Origin of the sequence: Pseudoxanthomonas sp. X-1, from assembly GCF_020042665.1 — a bacterium.
Lineage (GTDB): Bacteria > Pseudomonadota > Gammaproteobacteria > Xanthomonadales > Xanthomonadaceae > Pseudoxanthomonas_A > Pseudoxanthomonas_A spadix_A.
In genome coordinates this window covers 3,467,510-3,491,216 of record NZ_CP083376.1, presented here as the reverse complement: position 1 = coordinate 3,491,216, position 23,707 = coordinate 3,467,510, and the positions used below count along the sequence as shown (strand labels likewise).

General features: G+C 69.6%; 19 protein-coding genes and 1 riboswitch. Of the genes, 11 read left to right on the top strand and 8 right to left on the bottom strand.

What is annotated here, in order from left to right; translation table 11 throughout:
• Window positions 1–139: 139 nt before the first annotated feature.
• A complete protein-coding gene (locus LAJ50_RS15760; protein ID WP_138651289.1) occupies window positions 140–1,060 on the bottom strand; it encodes a LysR family transcriptional regulator in 921 nt (306 codons plus the stop codon).
• A gap of 108 nt (window positions 1,061–1,168) precedes the next feature.
• Here LAJ50_RS15760 and LAJ50_RS15755 point away from each other — a divergent pair, with 108 nt between their 5' ends.
• The 5 genes from LAJ50_RS15755 (at window position 1,169) to LAJ50_RS15735 (ending at window position 6,563) form a co-directional block, all read left to right on the top strand.
• A complete protein-coding gene (locus LAJ50_RS15755; protein WP_138651290.1) occupies window positions 1,169–2,275 on the top strand; it encodes a 4-oxalomesaconate tautomerase in 1,107 nt (368 codons plus the stop codon).
• Between the two features lie 61 nt (window positions 2,276–2,336).
• Window positions 2,337–3,413 carry an ABC transporter substrate-binding protein gene (locus tag LAJ50_RS15750; protein WP_138651291.1) on the top strand — a complete coding sequence of 359 codons (1,077 nt, stop codon included), beginning with the start codon at window positions 2,337–2,339 and terminating at the stop codon, window positions 3,411–3,413.
• Window positions 3,414–3,428: 15 nt separating this feature from the next.
• Window positions 3,429–4,262, top strand: coding sequence for an ABC transporter ATP-binding protein (locus tag LAJ50_RS15745; RefSeq protein ID WP_130515790.1), 834 nt, complete (start codon window positions 3,429–3,431; stop codon window positions 4,260–4,262).
• Entirely contained in the window at window positions 4,246–5,022 is a 777-nt protein-coding gene (locus LAJ50_RS15740; RefSeq protein ID WP_130515792.1) for an ABC transporter permease, read from the top strand. The genes LAJ50_RS15745 and LAJ50_RS15740 overlap by 17 nt, the downstream gene beginning before the upstream one ends.
• Before the next feature lie 116 nt (window positions 5,023–5,138).
• Window positions 5,139–6,563, top strand: coding sequence for a porin (locus tag LAJ50_RS15735; RefSeq protein ID WP_224096338.1), 1,425 nt, complete (start codon window positions 5,139–5,141; stop codon window positions 6,561–6,563).
• A 34-nt stretch (window positions 6,564–6,597) separates the two neighbouring features.
• Here the strand turns inward: LAJ50_RS15735 and ybaK are convergent, their stop codons facing one another.
• From ybaK to ahcY, 4 genes are all read right to left on the bottom strand, one after another.
• Window positions 6,598–7,071, bottom strand: a complete 474-nt coding sequence (gene ybaK, locus LAJ50_RS15730; protein ID WP_138651292.1) for a Cys-tRNA(Pro) deacylase — start codon at window positions 7,069–7,071, stop codon at window positions 6,598–6,600.
• 366 nt (window positions 7,072–7,437) lie between these two features.
• On the bottom strand, window positions 7,438–7,737 hold the full coding sequence (locus LAJ50_RS15725) for a type II toxin-antitoxin system RelE/ParE family toxin (RefSeq protein WP_138651293.1): 300 nt from the start codon (window positions 7,735–7,737) through the stop codon (window positions 7,438–7,440).
• 1 nt (window position 7,738) lies between these two features.
• Window positions 7,739–8,023: a DUF1778 domain-containing protein gene (locus LAJ50_RS15720; protein ID WP_130550048.1), complete on the bottom strand. Its 285-nt coding sequence runs from the start codon at window positions 8,021–8,023 to the stop codon at window positions 7,739–7,741.
• Between the two features lie 147 nt (window positions 8,024–8,170).
• A complete protein-coding gene (gene ahcY / locus LAJ50_RS15715; RefSeq protein WP_138651294.1) occupies window positions 8,171–9,613 on the bottom strand; it encodes an adenosylhomocysteinase in 1,443 nt (480 codons plus the stop codon).
• Between the two features lie 38 nt (window positions 9,614–9,651).
• Window positions 9,652–9,742: riboswitch (S-adenosyl-L-homocysteine riboswitch) on the bottom strand.
• Between the two features lie 99 nt (window positions 9,743–9,841).
• Here ahcY and ppc point away from each other — a divergent pair.
• On the top strand, window positions 9,842–12,571 hold the full coding sequence (gene ppc, locus LAJ50_RS15710) for a phosphoenolpyruvate carboxylase (protein WP_138651295.1): 2,730 nt from the start codon (window positions 9,842–9,844) through the stop codon (window positions 12,569–12,571).
• 246 nt (window positions 12,572–12,817) lie between these two features.
• Here the strand turns inward: ppc and LAJ50_RS15705 are convergent, their stop codons facing one another.
• Window positions 12,818–13,645, bottom strand: coding sequence for an aldo/keto reductase (locus LAJ50_RS15705; RefSeq protein WP_138651296.1), 828 nt, complete (start codon window positions 13,643–13,645; stop codon window positions 12,818–12,820).
• Between the two features lie 171 nt (window positions 13,646–13,816).
• Here LAJ50_RS15705 and LAJ50_RS15700 point away from each other — a divergent pair, with 171 nt between their 5' ends.
• The 3 genes from LAJ50_RS15700 to LAJ50_RS15690 are packed head-to-tail and all read left to right on the top strand — an operon-like array spanning window position 13,817 to window position 17,339.
• Window positions 13,817–14,392 carry a TetR/AcrR family transcriptional regulator gene (locus tag LAJ50_RS15700; protein ID WP_205961500.1) on the top strand — a complete coding sequence of 192 codons (576 nt, stop codon included), beginning with the start codon at window positions 13,817–13,819 and terminating at the stop codon, window positions 14,390–14,392.
• Window positions 14,392–15,405: a DUF4105 domain-containing protein gene (locus tag LAJ50_RS15695; RefSeq protein ID WP_138651298.1), complete on the top strand. Its 1,014-nt coding sequence runs from the start codon at window positions 14,392–14,394 to the stop codon at window positions 15,403–15,405. Before LAJ50_RS15700 ends, LAJ50_RS15695 begins: the two co-directional genes overlap by 1 nt.
• Window positions 15,402–17,339 carry an alpha/beta fold hydrolase gene (locus LAJ50_RS15690; protein ID WP_138651299.1) on the top strand — a complete coding sequence of 646 codons (1,938 nt, stop codon included), beginning with the start codon at window positions 15,402–15,404 and terminating at the stop codon, window positions 17,337–17,339. Before LAJ50_RS15695 ends, LAJ50_RS15690 begins: the two co-directional genes overlap by 4 nt.
• A gap of 43 nt (window positions 17,340–17,382) precedes the next feature.
• On the opposite strand, the gene LAJ50_RS15685 is transcribed toward LAJ50_RS15690, so the two are convergent.
• Complete coding sequence (locus LAJ50_RS15685) at window positions 17,383–19,284, bottom strand: ATP-binding cassette domain-containing protein (RefSeq protein WP_138651300.1); 1,902 nt, start codon at window positions 19,282–19,284, stop codon at window positions 17,383–17,385.
• Between the two features lie 47 nt (window positions 19,285–19,331).
• On the opposite strand from LAJ50_RS15685, the gene LAJ50_RS15680 reads away from it, so the two are divergent.
• Together LAJ50_RS15680 and LAJ50_RS15675 are read left to right on the top strand one after the other, a co-directional pair.
• Window positions 19,332–19,844, top strand: coding sequence for a hypothetical protein (locus tag LAJ50_RS15680; RefSeq protein WP_130550041.1), 513 nt, complete (start codon window positions 19,332–19,334; stop codon window positions 19,842–19,844).
• Window positions 19,841–21,169 carry a DUF6056 family protein gene (locus LAJ50_RS15675; protein ID WP_138651301.1) on the top strand — a complete coding sequence of 443 codons (1,329 nt, stop codon included), beginning with the start codon at window positions 19,841–19,843 and terminating at the stop codon, window positions 21,167–21,169. The genes LAJ50_RS15680 and LAJ50_RS15675 overlap by 4 nt, the downstream gene beginning before the upstream one ends.
• A 197-nt stretch (window positions 21,170–21,366) precedes the next feature.
• On the opposite strand, the gene ggpS is transcribed toward LAJ50_RS15675, so the two are convergent.
• Entirely contained in the window at window positions 21,367–23,658 is a 2,292-nt protein-coding gene (gene ggpS / locus LAJ50_RS15670; protein WP_130550348.1) for a glucosylglycerol-phosphate synthase, read from the bottom strand.
• Between the last annotated feature and the right edge of the window lie 49 nt (window positions 23,659–23,707).

Here is a 23,707-nt window from a genome sequence, read left to right as displayed (position 1 = left end):
CGAGCCGAGGAGCCGCGCCTGGCAGGGGCGAGGCTGGTCGGCAAAGTGTGCTTTTGCCCGTCTGCATCGCATCGCATCGATCGGGCCACGCCCTCCCACTTCGGCGAAGAACCTTGCTGTTTGCGTTGCGCGTGCTGCGCTAGCCGCGCGTGCGCTCGGTCGTGCGCGCGCCGGGCTTCCACTGCTTCTGCAGCATCTGCAGGAAGCGCTCGGCCATCGGCGAGAGCGCCGCGTTGTTCCGGCGCACGATGCCGATGGTGCGCGAGACCACCGGGCTGTCGATCGGGCGCGTGACCAGGGTGGGGTGTTCGCCCTGCGGCGTGGCCATGCGCGGCAGCACCGACACGCCGATGCCGGCCTCGACCATGCCCAGCGAGGTCGACAGGTGGGTGACCTCGTAGAACCAGCGCAGCTTCAGGTTCTCGCGTGCGAGCGCGCCGTCGAGCAGGGTGCGGTTGCCGCTGGTGCGATGCACGGTGATCAGCTGGTGCTTCTCCAGGTCGCTCCAGGCGATCTTGCGCTTCTTGGCCAGCGGGTGATCGCGCCGGCAGGCGAGCACGAAGGGATCCTCCACCAGCACCTCGAAGCTCAGGTTGGGATCGGAGGCGCCCATGAAGTTGATACCGAACTCGACCTCGCCGCGCTCCACCGCCTGCAATCCCTCGGTGGCCGGCACGTCGAGGATGCGGAAGCGCACGTTGGGGTGCTCGGCATGGAAGCGCGCCATCACGCTGGGCAGGAAGTAGAACGCCGCGGTGGGCAGGCAGGCGATGGTGATCTGGCGGCCGACGTGATCGCCGCGTTGGGCGAACAGCGAGCCGTCGAACTCCTCCAGCATGCGTCGCACCAGCGGCAGCAGGTTCTCGCCCACGGCCGTGGTGGACACGCTGCGCGTGGTGCGCTCGAGCAGCGGCGAGCCGATCGCCTGCTCGAGTTTCTGGATGCGCCGGCTCAGGGCGGGCTGGGAGACGTGCAGGGTCTCGGCCGCGCGGTGGAAGCTGCGCGACTCGGCCACCAGCAGGAAGGCGCGCAGGTCCAGGATTTCGCAATTCATGCTCATATCGGATCAATCTACCGAAAAATAGCAATTCACAGATCAATCGTGGCCATGCCAGGATCGCATCACACCGGATCATTAATCCGGAACTGGTATGAATCTACCACGCCCATGTCCAACGACCTGCTCAGCGTTCCCTGTGTCCTGATGCGCGGCGGCACCTCCAAGGGGCCGTTCTTCCTCGCCTCGGACCTGCCTGCCGATGCGGCCGAGCGCGACCGCCTGCTGCTGGAGGTGATGGGCTCGGGCCATCCGCTGCAGATCGACGGCATCGGCGGCGGCAACGCGCTGACCAGCAAGGTCGCGATCATCGATCGCGCCAGCCGCGCCGACGCCGATGTCGATTACCTGTTCGCCCAGGTGCGCGTGGACCAGCGCGTGGTCGATACCGCGCCCAACTGCGGCAACATGCTGGCGGCGGTGGGGCCGTATGCGATCGAGCGCGGCCTGGTGCCGGCGCGGCATCCGCGCACCCAGGTGCGCATCCACAACGTCAACACCGGCAAGGTGATCGTGGCCACGGTGGAGACGCCCAACGGCCAGGTGGCCTATCTGGGCGATACCCGCATCGCCGGCGCGCCCGGCACCGCCGCGCCGATCTCGCTGGCTTTCCTGGATGCCGCTGGCGCGCGCACCGGCAAGCTGCTGCCGAGCGGGCGCGCCAGCGAGTGGATCGACGAGGTCGAGGTGAGCCTGGTCGACTGCGCCATGCCGCTGGTGCTGATCCGCGCCGAGGCGCTGGGCCTGCGCGGCGACGAGACGCCGGCCCGCCTCAACGCCGATGCCGCGCTGCTGACCCGGATCGAGTCCATCCGCGTCGAGGCAGGGCGACGCATGGGCATCGCCGACGCCGCCGACCGCGTGATTCCCAAACCGGTGCTGCTTGCTGCGCCGCAGCACGGCGGCCACCTGCAGGTCCGCTACTTCATGCCGCATCAGTGCCACACCGCGCTGGCCATCACCGGTGCGGTGGGGCTGGCCACGGCGGTGGTCACCGAGGGCACGCTGGCCCACACCATGGTGGGATATCTGCCGCTGCCGACCACGATTACCCTTGAGCATCCCAGTGGCAGCCTGGCCGTCGGGCTCAGCCGCGCCGCGGGCAGCGACGCGGTCGTCGCCAGCGTCGTGCGGACCGCGCGGCGTCTGTTCGAAGGCCGGGTGTTCGCCCCCTCGCCACGCACTTCCGTCGCTGCCGAATGGACCTCAGCGGCATGACCTGATTCGCCGGGTCCGACCCGGTCCACGTTTCGCATCGCATACATCCTGGGAGGGATCGATGTACAAGCCACTCATGGCGGCCACCCTGGTCGCCGCCGCCCTCGTCCTGTCCGCCTGCGGCAAGGACGCCAGCCACGCCTCCGGCGCCGCGCCGGGCGCCGACGATGCGCCGGTGCGCATCAGCGTCGGCTCCTACAATCTCAACAACCTGCCGTTCTTCGTGGCCGATGCCCAGGGCTACTTCAAGGACGAAGGCCTCCAGGTCAAGACCGAGAACTTCGCCCAAGGCGGCTCGAAGGTGCTGCAGGCGCTGGTCGCCGGTTCGACCGATGTGGCGGTGGGCTTCTACGACCACACCATCCAGATGCAGGCCAAGCGCAAGGACGTCACCGCCTTCATCCTGCTCTCGCGAAATTCGGGTCTGGTGCTGGCCGGGCGCAACGACGGCACCTTCGATCCGGCCAGGCCGCAGACGATCCAGGGCATGAAGGTCGGCATCACCGCGCCGGGTTCCTCGTCGGACTTCTTCGTCCGCCACTACCTGGCGCGCAACAAGATTCCCGAGACGGCCGTGTCGCTGATCGGCGTGGGCTCCGGCGCCGCCGCGGTGGCCGCGCTGGAACAGGGCAAGGTCGACCTGCTGGTCAACTACGATCCGGCCGCCACGCTGATCGCCGAACGCAAGGTCGGCAAGATCCTGATCGATGCGCGCAGCGACGCCGGCGCGCGCCAGGTCTACGGCGGGCTGTACCCGACCTCGGTGCTGTACGCGCAGTCGGCGTTCCTGCAGCAGCGGCCGCAGGCGGTGGAGAAGATCGTGCGGGCCGAGCAGCGTGCGCTGGCCTTCATCGCCGATCACAGCGGCGAGCAGATCGTGGCCGCGCTGCCGGACAGCTACGTCTCCGGCGACCGCGCCACCTACGCCAAGGCGGTGGAGAACGCGCGCGCCATCTTCACCCGCGACGGGCGCTTCGTGCCCGAGGACCTGACCACGCCGCTGACCGTCCTGAGCGAGTTCAACGACGGCGTGGCCCAGGCCAAGGTGGACCTGTCCAAGACCTATACCAACGCGTTCGTCGATCGTGCCCTGGCCGCCGGAGGTGGCGCATCGGCCACCGTCGCGGCCAGGCAATAACCGGAGGATTCCCTGATGGCGCTCAACGCCAGTGTGCGCAGCCTCAATGGCGCACCCCAGTTCCATCCCGCCGAGACCATGGTCGCCATCGACAAGGTGACCATGTCCTTCGGCGACTTCACCGCGGTGCGCGAGGTCGACCTGCAGGTGGGCAACGGCGAGTTCGTCGCCATCGTCGGGCCGACCGGCTGCGGCAAGAGCACCGTGCTCAACGCGGTGGCCGGCCTGCTGACGCCGGCCAGCGGCGGCATCACGATCGACGGCGTGCCGGTCAAGGGCGTGCAGAAGTCGGTGGGCTACCTGTTCCAGCAGGACGCGCTGCTGCCGTGGAAGACCGCGCTGCAGAACGTCGAGCTCGGCCTGCGCTTCCGCGGCATGGCGGCCAAGGAGCGCGAGGAACGCGCGCGCGCCTGGCTGGCCAAGGTGGGCCTGTCCGGCTTCGAGCATCGGTATCCGCACCAGCTCTCCGGCGGCCAGCGCAAGCGCGTGCAGATGGCGCAGGCGCTGATCGTCGAGCCCAAGGTGATCCTGATGGACGAGCCGTTCTCCGCGCTCGACATCCACACCCGCCACCTGATGCAGAACGAGCTGCTGCGGCTGTGGCAGGAAGACCGCCGCTCGGTCGTGCTGATCACCCACGACCTGGAAGAGGCCATCGCGCTGGGCGACCGCGTCGTGGTGCTCTCAGCGGGGCCGGCCAGCCGCGTGGTGCGCAGCTTCGATGTCGACCTGGAGCGCCCGCGCAACGTGGCCGAGATCAAGCTGGATCAACGATTCACCGACCTGTACCGCGACATCTGGGCCTGCCTGCGCGGCGAAGTGGAGAAGAGCTATGCACGCCAAGACTGACAAACTGATCCAGATCGTCCTGATCGTCGTGCTGTTCGGCGGCTGGGAAGCCGGCGTGGCCAGCGGGCTGATCGATCCATTCTTCTTCCCGGCGCCGTCGGGCATCGCGCGGCAGATGTGGACCTGGCTGTCGGACACCTCGTTCTACCAGCACGTCTACATCACCCTGACCGAGACCGCGCTGGGCTATCTGATCGGCACCGCGCTGGGCGTGGCCGGTGGTGTGTGGCTGGGGCTGAGCCGGCGGTCGGCGCGGATCCTGGACCCGTTCATCAAGGGCTTCAACGCGATCCCGCGCGTGGTGCTGGCGCCGATCTTCGTGCTGTGGCTGGGCCTGGGGCTGTGGTCGAAGGTGGCGCTGGCGGTGACGCTGGTGTTCTTCACCACCTTCTTCAACGCGATGCAGGGCGTGCGCGAGGTCAATCCCACCGTGCTGGCCAATGCGCGCATCCTCGGCGCCGGGCGCGGGGATCTGCTGCGGCATGTGTACTTCCCGGCGGCGGCCAGCTGGATCCTGTCCTCGCTGCGCACCTCGGTGGGCTTCGCGGTGGTCGGCGCGATCATCGGCGAGTATCTGGGCGCCTCGGCGGGCCTGGGCTATCTGATCGCGCAGGCCGAAGGCAATTTCAATGCGGTCGGCGTGTTCGCCGGCATCATCATCCTGGCCGCCTTCGTGCTGATCATCGATGCCTTGCTCGACATCGTCGAGAACCGCGTGATCACCTGGCGTCCCAACGCCCAGCAGGGCGCGACCAGCTGATCGCACGCGTCACGGTGCCGGCGCTCTAGCCGGCACCGCGCTGGACCCATCCCCCGCACCATCCCCGTGTGGCCGCCGACGCGCCTGCGTCGCCGTGCCCGAGAGAGAGCTTTCCCATGATGCGAATCCACGTGCTGCCCAAGGCAGCGCTGACGGTGGCGATCGGCCTGTTGCTGACCACCGGCCAGGCCGGCGCGCAGGCGCTGAGCCAGGCAGAACTCACCCGCCTGGTGCAGGCGCAGGCCCTGAAGATCGAGCAACTGGAGGCGCGCCTGAAGGCGGTCGAAGGCGGCGGCAGCACGAGCACCGCGGCGGTCGCACCGGCGCCGGCCGCCGCGGACCCGGCGCTGGAGGCGCGCGTGGCCAAGGTCGAGGCCGCCCAGTCCAAGGCGCCCAAGGTCAGCTGGTCCAAGGGCGCGCCGCAGTTCTCCAACGCCGATGGCAGCTTCACCTTCCGGCCGCGCGGTCGGTTGTTCGTGGACGCCTCCAGCACGGGCGGCTCGGACTTCGCCGACCGCAACATCTCCGGCACCGAGATCCGCTCGGTGCGCCTGGGCGCCGAGGGCAGCTATGGCCGGCTGGGCTATGTGGTGGAGGGCGACTTCGCCGACAACGAGGTGGCCTGGAAGTCGGTCTACGCCAGCGTCGATCACCGCCTGTTCGGCACCCAGGCCGAGCTGAGCATCGGCAACCGGCTCAACGACCGCGGCCTGGATGGTTCCAGCAGCACGACCAACACGCCGTTCGCCGATCGCAACGTGGTCGGCACGCTGATCCTGCCCCAGCGCGGCCTGTTCGGCGTGGGGCTGACCGAGCGGGTGTTCGGGCAGGGCTGGCACGCCAGCCTGTCGGTGGCGGGCAACGATCTCAACAACGCCGGCGAGGACAACGACAGCCTGACCGTAGCCGCGCGCGCGCACTGGAACCCGCTGCTGAGCGAGGCCGCCACGGTGCATCTGGGGGCGTGGGCGTTCCACGAGGACATTCCTGCCGGGGCCACCGGTGTGCTGCGCAGCTCGGCGATCTCGGGCCACTTCAACGATCTGGTCAAGATCGCGCCGGGCGCGCTGGCCGGTGCCGAGCGTGGCACGGCCTATGGCGTGGAAGCGGCGGGTTTCTTCGGGCCGGGCTGGGTGAGCGGCGAGTGGGGCACGCGCCGCATCGGCGGGGTGGGCAGTGCGGGCCGCTACGACGTGGATCATTCGGCCTGGACGGTGTCCGGCGGTGTGTTCCTGTCCGGGGCCAGCCCGGCCTATACGGCCAAGAGCGGCACCTGGGGCAAGGTCAAGGTGCAGGATCCGGTCACGTCGGGCGGGCGCGGGGCCTGGGAGCTGCGCGCGCGCTACGAGGATGTGGACTACGACGAGCTGCCCACGGGCGGGACCGGGCATGCCTGGACGGTGGGCACCAACTGGTACCTCAACGACTATGCGCGCGTCATGCTCGATGCGGTCTTCTGGCAGACCGACAACCGCAGCGGCGCCTATCGGGGGCAGGACGAAGGTTATACGTTCAACACGCGCTTCCAGGTGGCGTTCTGAGGCGGCGTGCGCTCGCTTCGGCGGCGCGGCTCGCTCAACGCGGCCTGCCGATCGGGGCGTAGCGGCCGCCGGTCAGGCGCAGCAGGTCGGCGGGGGCCAGTTCGACTTCCAGGCCGCGCCGTCCGGCGCTGACGTGCAGGCGGGGCAGCGCCTGTGCGCTGGCGTCGAGGAAGCTGCGCAGGCGCTTCTTCTGTGCGAGGGGGCTGATGCCGCCGACCAGGTAGCCGGTGGCGCGCTGCGCTTCGTCGACGCCGGCCATCTCGCAGCGCTTGCAGCCGGCGGCTTCCGCCAGGGCCTTGAGGTCGAGCTGCCCCGCCACGGGCACGATCGCCACCAGCAGTTCATGGGTCTCGCTGCTCGCCAGTAGGGTCTTGAACACCTGAGCGGGGTCCAGGCCCAGCTTCTCCACCGCCTCGCCCCCGTAGGAATCGGCCTTGGGGTCGTGCGCGTAGCTGTGCACGGTGTGGGTGATCTTCTCGCGCTTGAGCAGGGCGATGGCGGGCGTCATGGGCGCATTGTCGATGATGGCGGGCCGGTTTTTTCGAAGCGGCTCTTCTCGCTTGATCGAGGGAACGCGGTGTGTGCGTGTTGCGGTTCACTTCGGAAGGGCAGCGGTCCGGCGGGCGGTGGCCGCTTTTCCCTCAATCAGGGCATCCTGCCCTGATTCGGGCGCTCGGCATCCTGCCTCGCTCGTCGCGGCCACCGCCCGCCGGACCGCTGCTTCGCGCGTTAAGTCCTATGGCTTCGGGTCGAAGAGAGTTCTGGTTCGTTCGCCGGCCAGGGCAGAGAATCCAGTCGTGGACCTGTGTGCACTCCGCCATGTCGAGGCCTAGGTTGCGCGACGCGATGAAAGCGGCGTTCGTCAGACCCGGTTTCACGCATCGCTTGGGTAACCCGATTCGCGCTGTGCGCGAACTCCGAGGACGAACACGGTCTCCAAGGCGGCTGCGTACTGGTACAGCGCGACGTAGCCACGGGCGCTGCGCCCGATCACCAGCTCCCTCAAATCCCCGTGGATGGGGCGGCCGATCAAGGGGTTGTCCGTGAGCACGTCGAACGCACTGACAAGCTCGCCCAGGCGGTCCGGGACGTGCTCGACCTCGTGCTGTTCCAGATGGCTGACGATGCGCTGCAGGTCCTGGTACACGCGGGGCAGGAACTCCACGTGCGCCATGTCATTTCGCGAGTTTGCGGGCGACCGGACGCGGCATGTCCTTGCCTTGGATTCGGCCCATCAGATAGCGGCGCATCTCCTCCCAGGGAATGCTTTCACCCGTTTCCAGGAACTCGGCCCAGCGCTGATCTGCCTCCGCCAGGAAGTCGGCGCGCCGCTCGGCCTGCTCGGTCTTCTCGGCGATGGCTTCCAGGATGAAGTTGTGCGACGTGGTGCCCGCGGCTTCGGCGGCTTTCGCGATGCGGGCCTTGAGCGCGTCCGGCAGGCGGATGGTCGTGGTGCTCATGGGAGGGCTTCCGGCGGTGACCTTGCGGCAATGTAGCACAGGCGTGCTACAGGCGACCCGGGTCGGGCGAGCGCGCTGCCCAGCCGCCAAATGCGAACGGGCGCCTCGCGGCGCCCGTTCGTGATCACGCGACGACCGCTGCGTCGATCAGTAGCGGTAGTGATCCGGCTTGTACGGGCCTTCCACCGGCACGCCGAGGTAGTCGGCCTGCTGCGTGGTGAGCTTGGTCAGCTTCACGCCGATCTTGTCCAGGTGCAGGCGCGCGACTTCCTCGTCCAGCTGCTTGGGCAGGCGGTAGACGGTCTTCTCGTACACGTCCTTGTTGGCCCACAGGTCGATCTGCGCCAGGGTCTGGTTGGCGAAGCTGTTGGACATCACGAAGCTCGGGTGGCCGGTGGCGCAGCCCAGGTTGACCAGGCGGCCTTCGGCCAGCAGGAAGATGCTGTTGCCGTTGGCGAAGGTGAACTTGTCCACCTGCGGCTTGATGTTGGTCTTCACCGCGCCCGAGGCGTACAGCGCATCGACCTGGATCTCGTTGTCGAAGTGGCCGATGTTGCACACGATGGCCTGGTCCTTCATGGCCTTCATGTGCTCGAGGGTGATGATGTCCTTGTTGCCGGTGGTGGTGACGTAGATGTCGGCCTGGCCCAGGGTGTCTTCGACGGTGTTGACCTCGAAGCCTTCCATCGCCGCCTGCAGGGCGCAGATCGGATCGATCTCGGTGACGATCACGCGGGCGCCGTAGGCGCGCAGCGAATGCGCCGAGCCCTTGCCCACATCGCCGTAGCCGCAGACCACGGCGACCTTGCCGGCCAGCATGACGTCCATGGCGCGCTTGAGGCCATCGGCCAGCGATTCGCGACAGCCGTAGAGGTTGTCGAACTTGGACTTGGTGACCGAGTCGTTGACGTTGATCGCCGGCACCAGCAGCTTGCCGGCCTCGGCGATCTGGTAGAGGCGGTGCACGCCGGTGGTGGTCTCTTCGGACACGCCCTTCCAGTCGGCGACCACGCGCGTCCAGTAGCCCGGGCGCTCGCTGGCCACGCGCTTGAGCAGGTTCTTGATCACCTGCTCCTCGTGCGAGGAGGCCGGCTCGTCGACCCACTTGCTGCCGTTCTCCAGCTCGTAACCCTTGTGGATCAGCAGCGTCACGTCGCCGCCGTCGTCCACCACCAGCTCCGGGCCTGTCAGGGTGCCGTCGGGCAGGGTGAAGGTCAGCGCGTCCAGCGTGCAGTCCCAGTATTCCTCCAGCGTCTCGCCCTTCCAGGCGAACACCGGCGTGCCGGTCGCGGCGATCGCGGCGGCGGCGTGGTCCTGGGTCGAGAAGATGTTGCACGAGGCCCAGCGCACGTCGGCGCCGATGTCCTTGAGCGTCTCGATCAGCACCGCCGTCTGGATGGTCATGTGCAGCGAACCGGTCACGCGCACGCCCTTGAGCGGCGCGGTGGCCTGATATTTGCGGCGGATCGACATCAGGCCCGGCATCTCGTGCTCGGCGATGTCCAGTTCCTTGCGGCCCCAGTCGGCCAGGGAGATGTCGGCGACCTTGTAGTCGCCTTCGGTCGAGAAGGTCTTCAGTTGCGCATTCATGGTGTTGCTCCGGTCAAGGGCGGGCGTGGAAAGCTCGCGGTTGCCGGGCGCCGTTGCACAGGTGGATCACCGAGCCTGGCCCGTGGCGCGTGCTCTTGCACGGCCTGGGTCGCAGCGCCCCTCGGCGAAGTGCGCAGTATATCGCCGCGCGCGCGGACGGCGATGAACGCGCCCGCCTTTGCAGTAGGCTTGGCGTCCCCTCCACGCTTGGCATCTGGCGCGACCGCGATGAATTCATCTGCAACCTTGTCGGCATCGTCTGCGATCTCCGAGTTCGCCGCGCCGGACCTGCCGCTGCGCGACGATGTGCGACGGCTCGGCGCGCTGGTCGGCGACATGCTGGCCGAGCAGGTGTCCGACGAATTCCTCGCCCAGGTCGAGCGCATCCGGACCTTCGCCATCGCCCGCCGCCAGAAGGGCGAGGACACCGAAGGCCTGGCCGCGGCCCTGGCCGGCATGTCCGCCGAGGAGGCCGAGGCACTGATCCGTGCCTTCAGCGCCTACTTCCAGGTGGTCAACATCGCCGAGCGGGTGCACCGCATCCGCCGCCGCCGCGACTACCAGCGCCAGGGCGACGCGCCGCAGCCGGAAGGGCTGCACGCCAGCCTGCTCAGGCTCAAGGCGCAGGGCGTGAGCCTGGAAGAGGCCACCGCCTGGCTGGCGCGGCTGGACCTGGAGCCGGTGTTCACCGCCCATCCGACCGAAGCGGTGCGCCGCGCGTTGCTGGAGAAGGAACAGCTGATGGTGGCCGCGCTGGTGGCCGGCCTGGACGGCGCGCAGACGCCGGGCGAGGCGGCCAGCGAGGCGGCGCGTTTCCGCATGGCGCTGACCGCGGCCTGGCAGACCGCCGATTCCTCGCCGGTGCGGCCGACGGTGGCCGACGAGCGCGAGCACGTGGGCTTCTACCTGACCCAGGTGCTGTACCGCGTGGTGCCGGTGTTCTACGAATCGCTTGAGCATGCCTTCACCGAGGTCTACGGCAGCGCGCCGGACCTGCCGCGCGTGCTGCGTTTCGGTACCTGGGTCGGCGGGGACATGGACGGCAATCCCAACGTCGATGCCACCACCATCGCCGACACCCTGCGCGCCCAGCGCGCAGTGGTGCTGGAGCGCTATCTGAAGGAGCTGTGGCAGCTGGCCAGCCTGCTGAGCCAGTCGACCACGCTGGTGCCGGTGAGCGAGGCCCTGCTCGCGCGGCTGGCGCAGTACCAGGCGCAGCTGCCGCAGGCCGCGGCGCGCTCGCGTCCGCGCCATGGCGACATGCCCTATCGCCTGCTCAACGACCTGATGCGCGCGCGGCTGCGGGCGACGCTGGACGATGCGCCCGGCGCGTATGCCGCGCCGGAGGAGTTCGCCGCCGACATCCAGCTGATCCTGGACAGCCTGGCGGCGCACCGGGGCCTGCACGCGGGCTGGTTCGCGGTGCGCCGCCTGCAGTGGCGCGTGCGCACCTTCGGCTTCCATCTGGCGCGACTGGACGTGCGCCAGGAATCCAGCGTGCACGGCCGCGCGGTCGCCGCCGCGCTGGGCCAGGGCGACTGGGACGCGTTGGACGCGGCCGCCCGCGCCGCGCTGCTGGGGCCGTATGCCGCCGGCACCGAGGCCCTGCCGGCCAGCGAGGAGGAGGGCAACCCACGCCTGGACGCCGTCTTCGCCGCGCTGGGCGAGGCGCGCCGGCTGCACGGCGCCGATGCGCTGGGCGCCTACATCATCTCGATGGCGCACAGCCGCGCCGACGTGCTGACCGTGCTGGCCCTGGCCCGCCGCGGCGGGCTGGTGGACGAGAGCGGCCAGGTGCCGCTGGACATCGCGCCGCTGTTCGAGACCGTGGACGATCTGCGCCATGGGCCGGAGGTGCTGCGCGACCTGGTCGCCGACCCGGTCTACCGCCAGCACCTGGCGGCACGCGGCGATACGCAGATGGTGATGCTGGGCTATTCGGACAGCGGCAAGGACGGCGGTACCGCGGCCTCGCGCTGGGGGCTGCAGCGCGGCCAGGTCGAACTGCTCGAAGCCGCGCACGAGCTGGGCATCAAGCTGACCTTCTTCCACGGTCGCGGCGGTTCGATCAGCCGCGGCGGCGGCAAAACCACACGCGCGGTCGATGCCTCGCCGCGCGGCAGCGTCGATGGCCGCCTGCGCGTGACCGAGCAGGGCGAGGTGATCCACCGCAAGTACGGCATCCGCGCGCTGGCGCTGCGCTCGCTGGAGCAGTCGCTGGGCGCGGTGCTGGTGTCGAGCATCCGCCCGCGTCCGCCCGAGCCGCGCGAGGCGCACTGGCGCACGCTCATGGACACCGTCGCGCGCGCCAGCACCGAGGCTTACCGCGACTTCGTCGGCGCCCAGGGCTTCATGGATTATTTCCGCACCGCCACGCCGATCGACGTGATCGAGCGCATGACCCTGGGCTCGCGTCCCTCGCGCCGGCTGGGCCAGGACGCGGCGCTGAGCAATCTGCGCGCGATCCCCTGGGTGTTCGCCTGGAGCCAGGCGCGCGCCACCATCCCCGGCTGGTACGGCGTGGGCAGCGGCCTGGCCGCGGCGGTGGAGCAGTTCGGCGAGGAGGCGGTGCGCGAGATGGGACGCGACTGGCCGTTCGTGCGCACCTTCCTGGACGACATCGCCATGGTGCTGGCCAAGGGCGACCTGGATATCGCGGCGCTGTTCTCGCAGCTCTCCGGCGACCTGCACGCGCAGTTCTTCCCGCGCATTCAGGCCGAGCACGAACGCACGCGCCACTGGCTGCTGCGGCTGACCGGCAATACCAGCCTGCTCCAGCACGACCAGCGCCTGGACCTGTCCATCCGCCTGCGCAACCCCTACGTCGATCCGATGAGCCTGCTGCAGGTGGACCTGCTCAAGCGCTGGCGCGCCGCCGGGCGCGAGGACGACGCCCTGCTGCGCGCCCTGGTGGCCAGCGTCAACGGTGTTTCGCAGGGCTTGCAGAACACCGGCTGAGCCGCGCAGGCCGCGCGCGGTTCGTCATCCCCGCGAACGCGGCGATTCATGGACGTCCGTCCAGGCCGCGGGACGGCCTCTTGGGAGCCGCCATGGCGGCGATGAGGCGTTACCGGCAGGGCCCATCGCCGCCATTGGCCGAAAAGGCCACAAGGGCGGCTCCCAAAGGGCTGTCTGTCATTCAATGAGCATGAAGATCCGAGGCAGTTAAAGAATCGGCGGGAGTCATCCCGCCGATCCTTCGCCTCAGTTGAGCTCCGCCGGATCCGGCCCGCGCCGCTTGCCGGCATCCAGGCTGGCGATGGCGGCCATGTCGTCCAGGCCGAGCTTGAAGTCGAACACGTCGATGTTCTCCTTGATCCGCGCCGGGGTGGCCGACTTGGGGAACACGATGTTGCCCCGCTGGATGTGCCAGCGCAGGATCACCTGCGCAGCGGTCTTGCCATGGCGCGCGGCGATGTCCTTGAGGATGGGGTTGTCGAGCAGCTCGCCGCCCTGGGCCAGCGGGCTCCAGGCCTCGGTCAGGATGCCATGGGTCTGGCCGTAGTCGCGCAGCGACTTCTGCTGCAGCAGCGGATGCAGCTCGATCTGGTTGACCACCGGCAGCACGCCGGTCGCGGCGGCGATGTGCTCGATGTCCTCGACGCGGAAGTTGGATACGCCGATGGACTTGACCTTGCCGGCGTCGCGCGCGGCGATCAGCGCCTTCCAGCTGTCGATGAACTTGCCCTTGGCCGGGCAGGGCCAATGGATCAGGTACAGGTCGACATAGTCCAGCTGCAGCTTCTCCAGGCTGGTGTCCAGCGCCTTGAGCGCACTGTCGTAGCCCTGGTCCTCGTTCCACAGCTTGGTGGTGATGAACAGTTCGTCGCGCGGCAGGCCCGAGGTGGCGATGGCCTGGCCGACGCCTTCTTCGTTCTTGTAGATCGCAGCGGTGTCGATATGCCGGTAGCCCAGCCGGAAGGCCTCGCTGACCACGTTCGCGGTCTCGTCGGCCGGCGTCTGCCACACGCCCAGGCCGAACTGCGGAATCGTGCGGCCATCGAGCATTTCAAGGGAGGGGACGTTGGACATGGGCGTGCATCCGATTGCGGTGGAAATGGATCCCGGAGTCTAGTGGCAGCGGTGTTGAGGTTCCGGCAAGGGAGGGGCCGAGGTGTCGTCGCGGCGGGATGCGCGCAGCCCTGACGTGAGCGTCCAGCGCGGGGCAGATGAAATCGGACAAAAATGTCCGATAATGCGCTTATGGCCCCCAGAAGCTCCGATGCCGCGCTGCGCCGCAGGCAGATCCTCGATGCCGCCGACGAAGTGTTCTGCGAGCACGGCGTCAACGCCCCGCTTGAACTGGTGGTGGAGCGCGCCGGTCTCGGTCGCGCCACGCTCTACCGCAACTTCCCCGATCGAGTGGCGCTGCTAATGGCGCTGCTGGACCGTGCCTTCGACGCGCTGGAACGCCGCGCCCACGATCTGGCGGACCGCGACGACGCCTTCGGGGTGCTGCTGCACGATGCCGCCGAACACGTCGCGGTGTGCGCACCGTTGGTGGACTTCTGGCGGGCGATGGCGCGCAGCGACGCGGCCATGTCGCGCGGGGAGCGCCGGGTGCCGGAGATCTTCATGCCGCTGCTGCAGCGGGGGATCGCGGCCGCACGCTACCGGCCCGACGTGGACGAGGAGCAACTGATGCTGGTGGTGGACATGCTCGGGAGTTGCCTGCGCGGCCGCGACGAGGCCGAACGCAAGCGGCTGGCGCGCCGCTCGGCCGACCTGCTGCTGCAGGCCTTGCGTGCGCCGGTCGCCGCGGGCGGAGGACGGCGCTGATGGCGCGGCTGCTGCGATGGGCCGGGCGTTGGGCGTTGCGGGTGCTTGTTGTCGTCGCGGCCGCGTGGGGCGCGCTGGCGATCCATTTCCTGTTCGATCTCGCGCCGCCACTGCGCTGGACGGTTATCGCGGTCTGGCTCGGCGCGGCGGCGCTGGCGCTGTGGAGCCTGTGGCGGCGCCCGCGGCGATGGCGTGCGTTCGGCGCGTTCGCGCTCGCCTTCGTCGCGCTGCTTGCCTGGTGGTGCGCGCTGCAGCCGCGTCAGGATCGGGACTGGGCCGACGATGTCGCCCGGCGCCTGCAGGCGCAGGTGCATGGCCATCGGGTGATCCTGCGCAACGTGCGCGACTTCGACTGGCGCAGCGACGACGACTACACCCCGCGGTGGGAGACGCGTGAGTACGACCTGGACCATCTGGTCAGCGCCGATCTGGCGCTGTCGTACTGGATGGGCCCGGCCATCGCGCACACGCTGGTGTCCTTCGGCTTCGACGATGGGTCGCGGGTGGTCTTCTCGCTGGAGATCCGCAAGCAGCGCGGCGAATCGTTCTCGGCGCTGGGCGGCTTCTTCCGCAAGTTCGAGCAGACCCTGGTCGCCGCCGACGAGCGCGACATCCTGCGCGTGCGCACCAACGTGCGCGGCGAGGACATGTATCTGTATCGGCTGGCGGTTCCTCCGGACGCACTGCGGCGCCTGTTCCTGGGCTATGTGCGCACCGCGCAGGAACTGGATCGTGCGCCGCGCTTCTACAACACGCTCACCAGCAACTGCACCACCATCGTGTTCCATCTGGCGCGGTCGATCGATGCCGGGCTGCCGCTGGACTGGCGCCTGCTGCTGTCCGGCTATCTGGCGGAGTACGTCTACGACCAGCATGGCCTGCTGCCTGGCTACGACTTCGCCACGCTGAAGCGGCTGGGCCACATCACCACGCGTGCGCGCGCGGCGGGCGACGCCGCGGATTTCTCCGGCCGCATCCGGGCCGGCATGCCGGGCAAAGGAACAGCGCCATGAATGCCCGCTGGCGGCTCCTGCTTCCGCTGCTGCTGGCACTGTTGTCCGGCTGCGCGATGGTCAAGGTGCAGACGCGCGGTCCCGAGGACTATCTGGCGCAGACGCGCGGCGACATCCTCAGCACCGATCGCCTCAGCGAGGCGAGCCAAGAGTCGCTGCAGGTCGCCGGCATCGCGCCCAAGGCCTGCCTGGCGGACGTGACCGCCTGCTCGACGCAGCTCGACGGCATCGACGGGCTGGGCGACGAACGTCGCCTGGCGACCCAGGCCGAGCTCTGGAGCGCGAAGGCCATCGCGGCCAGCAAGCGCCAGCCGCTGGAGGATGCGGCGATCGGCGCATGGCTGGAGGCGGCCCGGCGCGCCTACGCCTATCTGTTCTTCACCGGTCGCACGCCCGGCGAGCGCGCTTTCGAGAACCGCCAGACCCAGGTCCGTGACTACTACAACTATGCGGTGGCGCGGGTCAGCGAGGCGATGTACGCGCGCTGGACCGCGCAGACCGATCCCACGACCGGACTGGGCACCGACGTGCTGGCGATCGGCGACTGGCGGTTGCGCACGGAGATGGAAGGATTCCGCCTGCCGGGCGACGCGACCCGGCCGGCGAGCCTGACCCAGGCCGCGACCCTGCACTTCGATGGCGTGCGCAGCACCTATCGCCGCGACGGATTCGGCGCCGAACTGGTGGCCGAGGTGTCACGGACCGACGTCGGCGATCTGACGGCGGGCGCTGGCGCGGCGAGCGGCCAGGGGCAGGGCCCGTCCCACGACTTCAGTGAGATGCCGTATGCGCCGGCCACCGTGCTGATGCGCTTCGAGGGCCAGACCCTGGCGCAGGTGCTGCAGGGGCATCAGGTGGCGATCGTGCCGTACGACCCGTATCGGCAGAACGCGATCGAGCTGCACGGCCAGCGCGTGCCGCTGGCCGGCAACTTCACCGCGGCCTATGGCCTGTGGCTGGCGCACTCCGGATTCGCGCGGCAATCGCTGCGCTCGATGCTCGGTCGCGGCGATGGCCTCGACCGGCCGCATCTGTACCTGATGCAGCCGTTCGACCCGCAGCGGCGCATCATCCTGATGTTGCACGGGCTGGCCTCCAGCCCGGAGGCCTGGGTCAACCTGGCCAATGAAATCATGGGCGACGAGGCGCTGCGCCAGCATTACCAGATCTGGCAGGTCTATTACCCGACCAACATGCCGATCGCCTGGAACCGGCAGCAGATCCAGGCCCTGGTCGAGCAGACCCTGGACCATTTCGATCCGGCCAGACAGGCGCCGGTCTCCTCGCAGATGGTGGTGATCGGCCACAGCATGGGCGGAGTGCTGGCGCGCCTGCTGGTCTCCTCGTCCGGCGACACGCTGTGGAACGCGCTGTTGGCCGACCGCAAGCTCGAGGGCGACCGCGGCCGGCGCGTGCGCGAACGGCTGCAGCCGATGCTGCAGTTCCAGCCGCTGCCCGAGGTCGACCGCGCGATCTTCATCGCCGCCCCGCAGCGCGGAACGCCGATGGCGGATGGTCGCCTGGCGCGGCTGGTCGGTCGCCTGGTGCGGCTGCCCGCGACGCTGTTGAACCGGTTCGGTGAGGTGATGCAGGACCTGGCCGATCAGGATGCGCAGGGCAAGCCGCACAAGGCCGTACTGCCCAACAGCATCGACAACCTGCGCGATACGGACCCCTTCGTGCGCGCCGCGGCCGATCTGCCGATCTCGCCGCAGGTGCGCTACAACACCATCATCGCCCGCCGCGACCCGGCGCTCGCGCTGGCCGATTCGGACGATGGGCTGGTGCCCTATCGCAGCGCCCACCTGGCCGGGGCCGAATCCGAGCAGGTGATCACCTCCGGGCATAGCGTGCAGGAGACCGCGCAGGCCATCCTCGAGATCCGCCGGATCCTGCATGCGCAGATGGCGCTGGAGGCGGACGCCCCGAAGTGAGGCGCCGCGACTCCGGGATCCCTGGCCGTGGCGGCGCCGCCGCTCAGCCGTCCAGTTCGCTCCAGCGGGCGTAGGCGCGCTCCAGCTCGGCCTGCAGGCTGGCCAGGGCCTCGTTCTCGGCCACGATGGTCGCGCTGTCCTGCTGGAAGAAGGCCGGGCCGGACATCGCCGCGGTGCGCGCCTCGATGTCGGCTTCCAGCTGCTCGATGCGGGCCGGCAGCTGTTCCAGTTCGCGCTGCTCCTTGAAACCGAGTTTCTTCTTCGGTGCCGCGGCGGGCGTGGCCGACGCGGCCGCGGCGTTGGCCGCGACCACCTGCTCGGTGACGGTGCGGTCGGTCTGCCGGGCCTGGCTGTCGAAGCCGGCACGGCCGCGTGGGCGCTGGCGCAGCCAGTCGTTGTAGCCGCCGACGTAGTCACCGACGCGGCCCTCGCCTTCCAGCACCAGCGTGCTGGTGACCACGTTGTCGATGAAGTCGCGGTCGTGGCTGACCAGCAGCAGCGTGCCCTTGTACTCGGCCAGCAGTTCTTCCAGCAGCTCCAGCGTCTCCACGTCCAGGTCGTTGGTCGGTTCGTCCATCACCAGCAGGTTGGAGGGCTGGGCGAACAGCTTGGCCAGCAGCAGGCGGTTGCGCTCGCCGCCGGACAGGCGCGTGATCGGCGCGCGCGCGCGTTCGGGCGAGAACAGGAAGTCCTGCAGGTAGCCGATGATGTGCTTGCGGCTGCCGTTGATCTCGACGAAGTCGGTGCCCTGGGCGACGTTCTCCAGCGCGTTGCGCGATTCGTCCAGCTGGCTGCGGTGCTGGTCGAAGTAGGCGATCTGCAGGTTGGTGCCCAGCTCGACCGAGCCCTGCTGCGGCGCCAGTTCGCCCAGCAGGATCTTCAGCAGCGTCGACTTGCCCGAGCCGTTGGGGCCGATGATGCCGACCCGGTCGCCGCGCATAATCGTCACCGCGACATCGTCCAGCAGCGTGCGCCCGGCGTAGGCCTGGGTGATGTGTTCGGCGCTGATGACCTTCTTGCCCGAGGCCTGCGCGTTGGAGGTCTCCATGCGCACGTTGCCCTGCAGCTCGCGGCGCGCGGCGCGTTCGCGGCGCATGGCCTTGAGCGCGGTCACGCGACCCTCGTTGCGGGTGCGGCGGGCCTTGATGCCCTGGCGGATCCAGACTTCCTCCTGGGCCAGCAGCTTGTCGAAGCGGGCGTTCTCCTGCGCCTGCGCGCGCAGGCGCTCCTCGCGGCGGCGCAGGTAGTTGTCGTAGTCGCCCGGCCAGCTGGTGACCTGGCCGCGGTCGATCTCGACGATGCGCGTGGCCAGGTTGCGCAGGAAGCTGCGATCGTGGGTGATGAAGATCAGGCTGCCCTCGAACGACTTGAGGAAGCCTTCCAGCCAGTCGATGGCCTCGATGTCCAGGTGGTTGGTCGGCTCGTCCAGCAGCAGGATGTCCGGCTGGCGCACCAGCGCCTGGGCCAGCAGCACGCGCCGCTTCATGCCGCCGGACAGGCCGGCGAAGTCCGCTTCGCCGTCCAGCTCCAGCCGGTCCAGCGTGGCCTGCACGCGGCGGTCCAGGTCCCAGGCGTTGTGGGCCTCGATCTGCGCCTGGGCGCGGCCCATCGCGTCCATGTCGCCCTCGTGCACGGCGTGGTGGTAGTCGGCCAGCATCCGGCCAAGCGCGCCCAGGCCCTGGGCGACCACATCGAAGATGCTGCCGGCGGTGTCCGGCGGCACTTCCTGGGCCATGCGCGCGACCACGGTGCCCGACTGCAGGCGCACCTCGCCGTCGTCGGCCTGCAGCTCGCCGGCGATCAGCTTCATCAGCGTGGACTTGCCGGCGCCGTTGCGGCCGACGATGCACACGCGCTCGTGGGGTTCGATGGACAGCTCGACCTGTTCGAGCAGCAGCGGGCCGCCGACGCTGTAGTCGACGCGGGAAAGTTGCAGGAGGGACATGCGACCATTGTAGCCGGGCATCTGGCACGGGCAGCGGGCACGACGGCATGGCGGCGGTGGAGCAGGGGCGCGCGCTGTCGCGCTGGGCGGGGATCGGGCTGGTGGCCTGTGCGCTGGGATTCGCCGCGTTCTATGCGCTGCTGTTCCGGCGCGACAACGCCGCGCCCGTGGTGGCCGGGGCCGCGGTGGCGACGCCGGCCCCGGGAGCGTTCCTGTACGCGACCGAGCGCTGCGTGGTCGATGACGAGCATCTGCGGGTGCAGGGCTGGGCCATCCGCAAGGGCCATGGCTGGCCGATCGGCGGCAACCGCGTGGTGCTGCGCCTGGCCGATGGCCGCCTGCGCGCGCTGGACACCGCCTGGCAGGCACGGCCACAGCTGGCCCCGTTGCTGAAGGCGCGCACCGGCGAGAAGCGGACGTACTACGCCCCCGGCTTCGGTGCCTCGCTGAACCTGCGCGTGGCCGGGGTTCCGCTGCAGGGCGCGCGGCTGTTGCTGGACTGGCGCGCCGGCGATCGCCACGCGCTGCTGCCGCTGGACTGCGCGGGGCTGTCGCCGTGAGCACGCCCCGTCTGCACTTGCGCTGGGCATGGCTGGGCGTGGCCTGGATGCTGGCGTCCATCGTCTCGATCCACGCCTTCGGCATCAGCTCGGCACGGGTGGCCGACGACAGCTACTTCGCCGGCATGCTGGACACCTACACGCTGCGCGACTACCTGGTGCACCGCTACCACACCTGGACCGGGCGGCTGCCGATCGAGGCGCTGCTGGTGACCATCGTCCATGCGCCCGGGCTGTGGCGCGCCTGCAACGCGGTGGTGATGGCGCTGCTCTGCGTGGGCCTGGCGCGGCTGGCGCGGCCCGGCACGCGCTGGTCGTGGCCGGGCGCGACGGGGGTAGTGTTCGCGCTGGTGATGCTGATGACGCCGCAGGCGATCTACGAGGCGTGCTGGTGGCTGACCGGCTCGCTCAACTATCTGTGGCCGGTGGCGCTGGGCGTGTGGAGTCTGGTGCCGTTGGTCGAGGAGGGCCCGCATCGCTGGCCGGCGCGGCTTGCCGCGTGTCTGGCCGCGGCACTGGCGGCGTACTGCGATCAGCTGGCGCTGGTCCTGGTGCCGCTGACGCTCGGGCTGTGCGCGTGGCGCGCGCGGCAGCGCCGTGCGCGGGGCTGGGACTGGGCGCAGCTGGTGCTGCTGTGCGCCAACGCGGCCTTCGCGCTCAGCGCGCCGGGCAATGTCGAACGGTTCCGCGAGGAGACCGGCATGCGCTTTCCCAACTTCGCCGACCTGGACGTGCTGGAGAAGCTGCGCATCGGCTTAGGGTTGATCGAGCGTGCCATGACCGACCCGCGCAATTATCTGTTCGGCACCGTCACCGTGCTGGCCCTGGTGCTGCTGTGGCGCGCGCCGCTGGCGCGCTGGCTCAAGGCCGTGCTGGCGGGCGTGCTGGCGATCTCGCTGCTGCAGATGCTGCTGTTTCTTCCGCACGTGCCGGGCGAGCCGCTGCAGCACGCCCTGCCGCTGCGCCTGGATGGCGAGGCGGTGTGGAATGCGCGGCTGTACGCGCTGAGCGCATGGTCGGCGTTCACCGTTGGCTGCGTGGTCATCGCCACGGCCTGCGGCTTCTGGCGCGAGGGGCGCGAGGCCGTGCGCATGCTCGGCCTGCTGCTGCTGGGCCTGGCGTCGCTGGGGATGATGGGCTTCTCGCCCACGGCCTATCTGTCCGGCCAGCGCATCGCCTTCCTGTGCCTGCTGGCGCTGGTGGTGGTCGGCCTGCGCCAGCTCGACCGCATCGGGCTGGACTACGGCCCGCGCGTGCGCGGCGGCCTGCTGGTGCTGGTGGTGCTGCTGGCCAGCTGGCGCGTGACGATGGCCGCGTTCGTCTGAGCGCCTATCAGCCCGCGTTGAACGCGTAACGCCGCGGGGGAGGAACGCCGGCACGGCGAACGGTATCGAGTCCAGCCGGTTCAGCTCGCCGCCGGCGCCCTCGATCATCGTGGCCTGGTCCTTTGCGCCCAGGCGCCGACAGCGCCGGCCCCCTAAGGAAACGGCCGGCGCCCGGGCAGGGCGCCGGCCGTGGCGGGTCAGGCGCGGGCGGCCCGCTTCGGCGCCGCCGCCAGCGCGTGCACCTCGGCCGATGCCGGGGTGAAGTCGCGCACCGCCGCCAGGAAGTCGCGGCCCCAGCGGTCCACGTCGTAGTACTCGACGATGTCGTTGAGCTGGCGCAGGCGGCCGGCGGCCTCGTCCTCGGGCATGCGCAGGGCCTGCGACAGGGCCGCGGTCAGGTCGGCCTGGTCGTGCGGATTGGTCAGCACCGCACCCTTCAACTCGGCCGCCGCGCCGGCGAACTCGCTCAGCACCAGCACGCCGTTGCCGCCCTCGATGCCCTGGGCGGCGACGAACTCCTTGGCCACCAGGTTCAGCCCGTCGCGCAGTGGCGTGATCCACATCACCTGCGCGGCGGCGTAGTGCGCCACCACCTCCTCGAACGGGAAGGCCTGGGCGAAGAAGCGCACCGGCGTCCAGTCCATCCGCGCGAAGCGGCCATTGATGCGGCCGACCGCCTGCTCGATCGCGTTCTGCAGCTGGCGGTAGACCGTCATCTCCTTGGCCGCCGGCACGCAGATCATCAGCAGCGTGACCTTGTTGTGCAGCTGCGGATGCGATTCGAGCAGGCGCTCGAACGCCTCCAGCTTGGCCAGCGTGCCCTTGGTGTAGTCCAGGCGTTCGACCGAGAGCACCAGCTTGCGCGCGCCGATCTCGCGGCGCAGCTTGAAGATGTTGTTGCGCACCTCCGGGTTGGCCAGCACCTGGTTGATGCGGCGCAGGTCGGTGCCGACCGGGTGCGCGCCCAGCGCCACCTCGCGGCCGGCCACGCGCAGGCGCGTGGTCATCGTGTCCAGGCCCACCGCGCAGCCGTAGGTGAGGAAGCGCGGCGCGCAGCTCTCGGTGCGCACGCGCTCGACCGGCGCCACCCCGCGCACCACGTCGACGAAGTTCTCCACCTGGCGCGGGATGTGGAAGCCCACGTAATCGCAGGACAGCAGGCTGCCGATGATCTCGCGCCGCCACGGCACCACGTTGAACACATCGGCCGAGGGGAAGTAGGTGTGGTGGAAGAAGGCGATCTTCAGATCCGAACGCATCTCGCGCAGGTAGGCCGGCACCATCCACAGGTTGTAGTCGTGGATCCACACCGTCGCCCCTTCGGCGGCCTCGGTCGCGGTGGCCTCGGCGAACTTGCGGTTGACCTTGAGGAACACCTTCCAGTCGTCCTCGCGGAAGCGCGCGCGCTCCCAGAACACGTGCAGCATCGGCCAGAAGGCTTCCTTGCTGAAGCGTTTGTAGAAGATGTCCACCTCGGTCTTGCTCAGCGGCACGCGCGCGGCGGTGAGGTTGGGATAGCGCGCATCGACCGAGGTGTGGGTCTGGAACGGGCCCTGCTTGGGATCGTCGATGCTCCAGGCCACCCACGAGCCGGTCTGCCCGCCCTGGAAGAATCCCAGCAGCGAGGGAATGATGCCGTTGGGCGATCTGGGCTGGCGGCGCACCAGCTCGCCGTCTTCCACCACCTCCTCGTAGGGCAGGCGGTGGTAGACCATCAGCAGCTGCGCCTTGCCGGTCGGCGCGGTGCGCGCCACCGGCAGCCACGGGTCGTCCTTGTCGAGCAGCCGGAAGTGGGCGATGGCCTCCAGGATGCCGCCGCAGCCGGGCGCCTTGGCGTGCAGCACGTCGGACAGCGCGCCGGTGGCCTCGATCAGCGCCGCCTCCGAATCGCCCACGCACACGCCGCGGAAGCCGGCCATGTACATCGACAGATCATTGAGCGTGTCGCCGGCCACCAGCACGCGCTCGCTGGGCAGCTTGAGCTGCCGGGCCAGCGCCTTGAGCGTGCGGCCCTTGTCGGTATCCGGCGGCAGGATGTCCAGGTAGCGGTCGGCCGAGTACAGCACCGAGCAGCCCAGCGCGTGCGCGGCGGCCTCCAGCTCGGCGCGGATCGGCGCCAGCGTGGCCGGATCGCAGTAATAGGAGCAGCGGCGTTCCTGTGGCACGTCCTGGCGGACCAGGTCGGGGAAGGCGCGCATCGCGTCGGCCACGGTGTATTCGCCGGGCCAGCGGCCGTCGATCTTCGACTGCAGCGGCTGCAGGGGTTGCAGGGTGTGGCCGTCGACCACGGTGGCGCCCACGTCGCACACCACATAGTCGGGGCGGGGAATCGCGGGGTCGGTGAGCAGCGGCATCACCGCTTCCAGGCCGCGCCCGGTGATGAAGATCAGGCAGATCTCGGGATGCTGGTCGACCAGGCGGTACAGGCGGTGGCGCTGCTCGGCGCTGCCGGCCAGGAAGGTGCCGTCCAGGTCGGTGGCCAGGATCAGGCGCGGATCGGGCCGGGCCTGGGTGGAGCGGGGTGAGGTGTTGCGGATG